The sequence below is a fragment of the Kaarinaea lacus genome (genome assembly GCF_975902315.1).
The window spans coordinates 1-7306 of record NZ_CDLKIE010000313.1 but is presented as its reverse complement, the minus strand read 5'-3'; the positions used below and the strand labels follow the sequence as shown (position 1 = coordinate 7306).

7 protein-coding genes are annotated in these 7306 nt (G+C 49.8%); all 7 read right to left on the bottom strand.

From position 1 onward, the window contains the following. A partial coding sequence (locus tag ACWVCM_RS09985; protein ID WP_455201600.1) for an ATP-grasp domain-containing protein occupies nucleotides 1-487 on the bottom strand: 487 nt, incomplete at its 3' end. Next, a complete protein-coding gene (purE, locus tag ACWVCM_RS09980; protein WP_455201599.1) occupies nucleotides 484-990 on the bottom strand; it encodes a 5-(carboxyamino)imidazole ribonucleotide mutase in 507 nt (168 codons plus the stop codon). The genes purE and ACWVCM_RS09985, both read right to left, overlap by 4 nt. A 26-nt stretch (nucleotides 991-1016) precedes the next feature. Then, nucleotides 1017-2711, bottom strand: coding sequence for a bicarbonate transporter BicA (bicA, locus tag ACWVCM_RS09975; RefSeq protein WP_455201598.1), 1695 nt, complete (start codon nucleotides 2709-2711; stop codon nucleotides 1017-1019). Between the two features lie 20 nt (nucleotides 2712-2731). Further along, the gene (locus tag ACWVCM_RS09970) at nucleotides 2732-3061 is read right to left on the bottom strand and encodes a P-II family nitrogen regulator (RefSeq protein WP_455201597.1); all 330 of its coding nucleotides are present in this window, start codon (nucleotides 3059-3061) and stop codon (nucleotides 2732-2734) included. Next, entirely contained in the window at nucleotides 3058-6183 is a 3126-nt protein-coding gene (locus ACWVCM_RS09965; protein ID WP_455201596.1) for a DUF2309 domain-containing protein, read from the bottom strand. Before ACWVCM_RS09965 ends, ACWVCM_RS09970 begins: the two co-directional genes overlap by 4 nt. After that, complete coding sequence (locus tag ACWVCM_RS09960; protein WP_455201595.1) at nucleotides 6180-6938, bottom strand: hypothetical protein; 759 nt, start codon at nucleotides 6936-6938, stop codon at nucleotides 6180-6182. Before ACWVCM_RS09960 ends, ACWVCM_RS09965 begins: the two co-directional genes overlap by 4 nt. A 1-nt stretch (nucleotide 6939) precedes the next feature. Beyond that, on the bottom strand, nucleotides 6940-7306 hold a 367-nt coding region (locus ACWVCM_RS09955; protein ID WP_455201594.1), incomplete at its 5' end, for a hypothetical protein.

Genomic DNA, 7306 nt, shown 5'->3' with positions numbered 1-7306 from the left:
TCCAGGCTTTACTTGCTGATTCCGGCGAATCCAGTAGTAACTGGCCCTTGCCGTCATAACCGAAACGACGTGATTTAACGACCAGGGTATCGCCATGACGCCGGGCAAATTCAGCCAGTGATTCAGCATCATCTACCGTGTAAAACTCGGGTGTTGGTATACCCAATGACTCAAATAACTGTTTTTCGCCCAGACGATCCTGTGCTGCACTAACGGCTAGCGGCCCGGGATACACAGGAACAAATTGTGCCACGTGCTCTAACGCCGCCAATGGGATGTTTTCAAACTCAACTGTGACCAGGTCCACCTGATGCGCAAATGCCCGCAACTGCGCCTTGTCATTAAATTCACCGACAACAAGCTTGTCCACCTGACCGGCACATGCCTCTGGATTGTGATCATAGAACACAAATTCCAGCCCCAACGGCTGTCCTGCCAGTGCCAGCATACGCCCTAATTGACCACCGCCCAGCACACCGATTTTCATGGCGCACCCCTCGGATCAGGTTGTGCCAGTACCGATTCAGTCTGACGTTGACGAAAACTATTAATAGCATCGCGAATTTCCGGGTACTTGTTGCCTAACATACTCGCGGCTAAAAGTGCGGCATTAACCGCTCCGGCCCGACCAATCGCCAATGTACCGACCGGTATACCTGCCGGCATTTGCGCAATGGACAATAAGGAATCCATACCATTGAGCGCTTTTGACTGTACCGGTACGCCCAATACGGGTAACGATGTTTTAGCCGCCAGCATACCCGGTAAATGCGCGGCGCCACCAGCGCCCGCAATAATAATTTCTAAACCACGACCAATGGCAGTATTTGCATAATCGAATAACAGATCCGGTGTTCGGTGCGCGGACACAACACGCGCTTCGTAACTAATGCCTAACTGATCCAGGGTATCCGTCGCATGTTGCATGGTTTCCCAATCAGAGGTTGAACCCATTACTACGCCAACTAACAGTTTTTCTGAGCTTTTCATTCGTCATTCACCTTAACAATTACACGTTAGTTTGCTGATGCCAGCATTTCAGGCTCATCGTTTGCCTGCTCTTTCTGCTCGATGTGCTCAAGCGCAGAACGCAACGCCTTGACGCGGTTATTCATAATATTGGAGGCCGGCAGTATGGAGGTTACACCCAGGTCTTCCAACCGCTTCCAGGTTTGACCTTGTGCACCTACTATATATACGTCACGCCCCGCCTCAACGTTTTCCTCGATCATCTCCTCCAGCGCCAGTGATGATGAGACTCCCATATGTGGCACCGCACCGAAGTCCAGAATAATCGCGTCACAATTCTCAATCTCGATACTTTTACGCGCGATCGCCTTGGCCAGGCCAAAAATCATTGGCCCATTGAGGTGGAACAACATGATGCGTTCATTCGCCAGACGGAGTAATTCTCTCTCTTCAGGAATCATACTGATGGATGTATCCTTGTGAGAGCGCACCCCGCGTAATCCATTCGACTGCAAGTCTGACATACGGCGAATCGTGATGACGTTGGCAACAAACAGGCCGATACCCACAGCAGTAATAAGATCAACAAAAACCGTGAGCAGAATAACGCCATACATGATTAGCGCACCCTTGCCGGATACTCGATGCGCCCGTTTCAAAAATCCCCAGTCAATGATGTCAATACCGACTTTAATGGCAATGCCTGCCAGCACGGCCAGCGGAATGCTTGCGGTTAAGTCCGCCGCCCATACCACAACAATCAGTAATATCAGTGCACGGGTAATGCCTGATAATGCCGTTCGTCCACCCGCCTGGATATTTACCACCGTACCCATCGTGGCGCCGGCACCGGGCAAACCACCAAACAAACCGGACATTACATTACCGGTACCCTGACCAATTAGTTCCTTGTCAGAGTTGTGTTGTTGCTTTGTTAAATTGTCGGCAATCACCGAAGTCAGCAACGCATCAATACAACCCAACATGCCCAGTACCGCGGCATCGATAATCATAACCTTCCATTGTTCAGCGCTAAATACCGGCATCTGGAATGATGGCAAACCGGCAGGAATTTCTCCGATGCGGCGCAGTTCCATATCCGCAATGAATGTTAACGATATAACGGTTCCCAGGATGAGCGCGATAAGTTGTGGTGGTAAGTAGCGTTTTACCTGTTTGGGCGTTATAAAGAGTATTGTCAGGGTCATCAAACCAAGCGCCGCTTCATAGGGCTGGATGTTACCAATGAGTTCCGGTAACGACTGGATTGCACCTAACACGCCACCGGACGCGGTGCTGTGACCCAGCAATGGTGCCGATTGCAATACGATAAGAATGATACCGATCCCGGTCATGAAACCAGAGATCACCGTATAAGGCATCAAGGTGACGTATTGCCCTAACCGTAACACGCCGAACAAAATTTGAAAGCAACCGGCAAGAATAACCACGGTGAATGCCATAGCCAATCCATTTTCCGGATTAGCGGCAATGAGACTGGCAATCACCGCGGTCATGATAACCGTCATCGGTCCCGTGGGTTCAGAAATCAGTGCGGGCGATCCGCCGAATAAAGCGGCAAACAAGCCGACCAGAATGGCACCATATAAACCCGCCTCTGCACCCGCACCGGAGGCAACACCAAAAGCCAGCGCCATTGGTAGTGCTATTATTGCAGCAGTAACCCCGCCGAAGAGGTCTCCACGTATGTTCTGAAAATGAATATCATTGAGTATCTTCATAGCATCGAATCCAGAGTCATCTATTCATCACTGAATTTCACCAGGCGAGTCACCTGGATATCCGAGATAAATACAACACCCGAATGTTCGTTATAGAACGGCGCAAAACCTTGCAGGATGGGTTTTACTAACTGTTCCGGTACCGCCGCGATAATCATGATCAGCACATCGTCTTCATTAAACATCAGATGGCCATCATGGAAACCATGGCTTCCCCTTCCCGACAGGTTATTCACGACGGTGTAGCCCTTCACCCCAAGTCGATCCAGCAGGTCACCTGCAAACTGCAGGTATTCCCCTTCAAGGATAATTTCGAGCTTCTTAAGTGGACTAAATTTCAAATTCATCATGACGCAATCGCCTCCTCGACTTTCACGTGATCAGCATTGATTAATTCCTCGCGCTCAAGCCACTGGCCTTTGCTGTGAACATGGATCTTTCCAGTTTCCGGGTCGATTATCATTAAACGTATCCAGCCGTTGTTCAGTAATTTGCGCACGACCGCAACGCGGGCAATCGCCGATAGAACATGTTCGAAGGGTGCTTGAATCACGGTAATCAGTCGCATCGGTTCGTGATACGGCTGGCCACTGGCCAGTACTGTTTGCGCGGGTAGCCCCGTACGCAGGTCACTCAAATTTCCCGTCATCACACCAAACTGTCCTGCAACGTTATGGTAAACCTTGCTACCACTACCGTAATGTTCATTGTCAACGGTGGAAAAATAGTGTTCCATATTGATCCATTGCCCAACTACCAAAGGTCCAGTCAATATGTTTTCGAGTAAACGCAGCTTGCGGTCTATCCGATAATCATAGGAATGCAGAAAAGCACGCCCTTCCAGCGAAAAGCTTTCGGTCAAAGAACGGCGCCCAATAATAAAATATACATTGCGCGATAACCCCCACTCAGGCCTTACCTGTGACCAGTCCATCGCGTTACGCAATGCCTGCTTGTCGGCATCATCAGTGCTGGATGTTTCCGATATAAAATTAAGCTCAGGGATTCGTTCCTGGGTGCACAGCCGACGTGCAGCATTCAGTCCGTTTTGCAGACGATCCAGATAAACAGGATGGGAAGATGGCAGCAGGTCAAGGTCATGCATCACCACCTCGTCAGTGGTGGTGTTATGCAACGCGGGTACAAACCAGGCATCATCAGGTATCGTTATACCCTGCTCTCTAAGACCTTGCCGAACCGCGGGCTTATTGGCCATGTGGGCAAAAATACGCGCATTGAAGACACCCAGGTTTCCACCGCAGGCACCACAATCAAGGGCAGATTCATACGGATTGTTCTCCGACTGACTGCCATGACCAACCGCAAGAATGAAACGGGAAAAATTACTGGTTAAACCAATAGCGCGCAATGCCTGTGAAACGAAACCGATCTGTTCATCCAGGGTAAAACCAATGCGGCCTAAACGTATTTTCTGTGCACGCGCGTCAATGGAATTAATATGATAGGTACTACGCAGGCGTTCAATAAACGCCTGTGCCTGCTCTGCATCCAGGTTGAGTTGTTGCTGCAACAGTGGCGAGGCATCCGCGTGACCCATTGCCACTTCACGTAGCTCACGAACCATGTTGTCCTTGATATTTTCCTGCGCAACCTCAAACTCTTTTTCAATCGCCTTGACGATAACGGCACGCTGTACCGCACGTACAATGGAATCGGCCTGCTCCCGGGATAACTTGTCAATCAACAGGTGTGTATTTGGCTTATGGCTATGATGGTCTAATTGCGAGCGCCAGCGATTATAAAATCTCGGCGCCAGCGTTTTGCCAACCATATCAAACCCAAACAGAAGACCAATGGCCTCCACGGTCACAAACGGTGTCAGTACCGATTCTTTCAACTCGTGTACCGCCTTTTCCATGGCAGACAGCGTCAGCGCATCCTGAATATCACTCACCGACATTTCCATTACCAGGTTTTTTGGCGTTAGCAATACTGGACACAAGTGCACTTCTTTGCCTTTCCCCAGCTCCATGAAGCTCACCGGTACGCCAAAGAAGCCGGCAATACCAAACGTCTGATAGTCACCGACGCTTTCGAGATGTCGTCGCAAGCGTTCCGAGCGGGTATCAATGCAAAACATTGCCTGTGCAAAAGGGCGCTTACCACTGGATACTGCTACTGAACGGGTTACACCCTGCAACAGCTGATTCATTGCCGTGGCTTCCATCGCTTCCAGCCAGATCATACCTTCACGTTTTTCGAATTCCTGTAGCAGATTTTGTAGACGCGTTAACTGTGCATCTGACAGGTTTTCTAAAACCTGAACAGCATCATTGAGCTCGGCCAGTTTGCGTAATGACGATGCCAGTTTTCCAGCATCTCTGATTCGTTTTTCCTGGATGTAATCACGACAAACTTTTTCAATACGCTTCTGGTTTCCAGCCAGCAGCGCTGTCTCCACCCGTTGCGCCCAGGCAGGCATAATGGTTTTACTATAAAGTTCTCGACGTAAATAGGCTTCCATAGGATTGTTGCGAATAAAGTTTTCCAGATGTTCAGCGCTACCGGGTACATCATCCTGGGTACGTTCTCGAATCAGCGCTAACCCCAGAGTCAGGCGTATGGCAAGGAAATCCACCAGGTCACCAGGATTTTGACGACTACGATGATAATGCCTGGCGTTGGAACGCCAACGGATGAAACCAGCCCAACCGTGTAGTCGAGCCAGTTCCCGGCGAAAATACTTCATCCACTGATCGATGGGAATGTTCAGGCACTCCATGACGTGCACGATGATGCCTTCCGGATCATCATCAATGGCCAGGGATCCATTAATTTGACGCCCGCGCAGAAAAAAGCGCGCATTACAACGGGCCACATCGCGCCAGGCGGCAAAGAATCCCTGCTCACGGTCAGGCATTTCCCACACCGACTGACCTTCATCAAAGAAATCAAGACAACTCTTGATAACTAACTCATCAAGCTCCTCACCGATGCCGGTATCAAACAAATTATCCAGGCATTCATAGACCAGGCAGCTATCCAGCAGGGAATCAATCAATTGATTAGCCAGTTCCTCAGGTTTGATTTCCTGTGTCGATGGTATAGTTTGATTCCGCAAAACAGCACTGATATCTGTTGCCGTAGCCAGGCTATCTGTGGACGTTAACTGCATGTCAGTGTCTGTCAGCAGCTTCAGCAACCAGCGGTGCAGATCAATACCCTCTATTGCTTCATGCCGCTTGAGGATATTGTCTATACCGGTCGACAGGGATTGAACATCAATCTTGCTCTGTCTGTAATATTCCTGATAAGTTGTTCGCGGCAGGAAACCAGCGCCATGGAATAACTGTTGCCCCTCGGCAACCGCTTCTTCGAATGGCATACCCTCCAGTCCGTGCAGTGGATTGTGATGGATAAAAGCCCGCATCGGCCAGAAATAAGGAATTGGCTCGCCAGCAACAAATACCATCGATCGAATTTGCGCCTTCATACCAAGAGAAAGACTCATAACAGTACTCCCGACAAATACAAACCGCCGATGATCAGTACCACTAATGACGACCCATAGGTCATCGTGACACCATAACTAACATCTTTATGCGATACCGGTGTTGCGGAACCTACTAATAGATCCTGCAACAGGCGAATACCCGACCAGCTCCACAACAACCACACAGTCACGATCCCAACAGCGATAGCGGGCAAAACTGTAACGGTATGCGTGATAGTGTCCAGCATGGAAAAGAAGGCAGGAAATAACGGGCTGCCTATAACGGCCAGCATTGCGATGACAAATAGACCGGACAGCCTTGGCTGCGCTTGCGCCAGGCCGCTAACAATACCGACATAAGCGGATTCGTAGCGTCTTTCAACCTCAGCGACCAGGATAGCCAATAATGACAAGGGAAGACTGAAGGCAAGCACGTGCAGTATCAGTTCATCCGGTTTCACGCCAAATCCCAGTGCGATCCAGTTCAATGCCCAGCTTGATGTCGCAAGAAAACCAATCCACACGCCAAATTCTTTAACTACTACAGCACGAAAGCCATATAACATGGCGCTGAATAAGGCCCAGTAGACAATCCAGTCCGGAATGACCGGTGTTGCAGTTTGCAGAATCCAGACACCCGGCAACGGCCAGGCCAGCAACAATGCCACACGCAACCAGACAATGCGTACTCGTTGAAACAGGGCATTGAACACCATACCCAGCGGGAACAGGGGCAGAAACAATGCGGCAATGATCCAGCTCATATCCTGCATGTCAAACCCACCTCAACCAGATATTCAGTCTCGTCGCCAGCGCTTCCAGCCTGCGTGTCAACAACACATAGAGATCGTTAATATAAAAATCGCGAGAGATGAGCGCATAGAAAGCAAGCCAGACAGGTTTCAAGGCCTGGCCCTTACGTCCGCCGTTTCGCTCGTTGTAATAGGTCCGTAACCACCCCGCGACAATGACGGCTGTGATCAGCACCACCAGTACATCAAACCAGATCACATCGATCATGGCTGCCGTATAGATACGTGCGCGAAAAGCTTCATCCGGGTATAGAAACAGATCAAACGCATGACTTATTAATGTATAACCAACCACGACCACCGCAAGAGATACAATCACCAGGCTAATC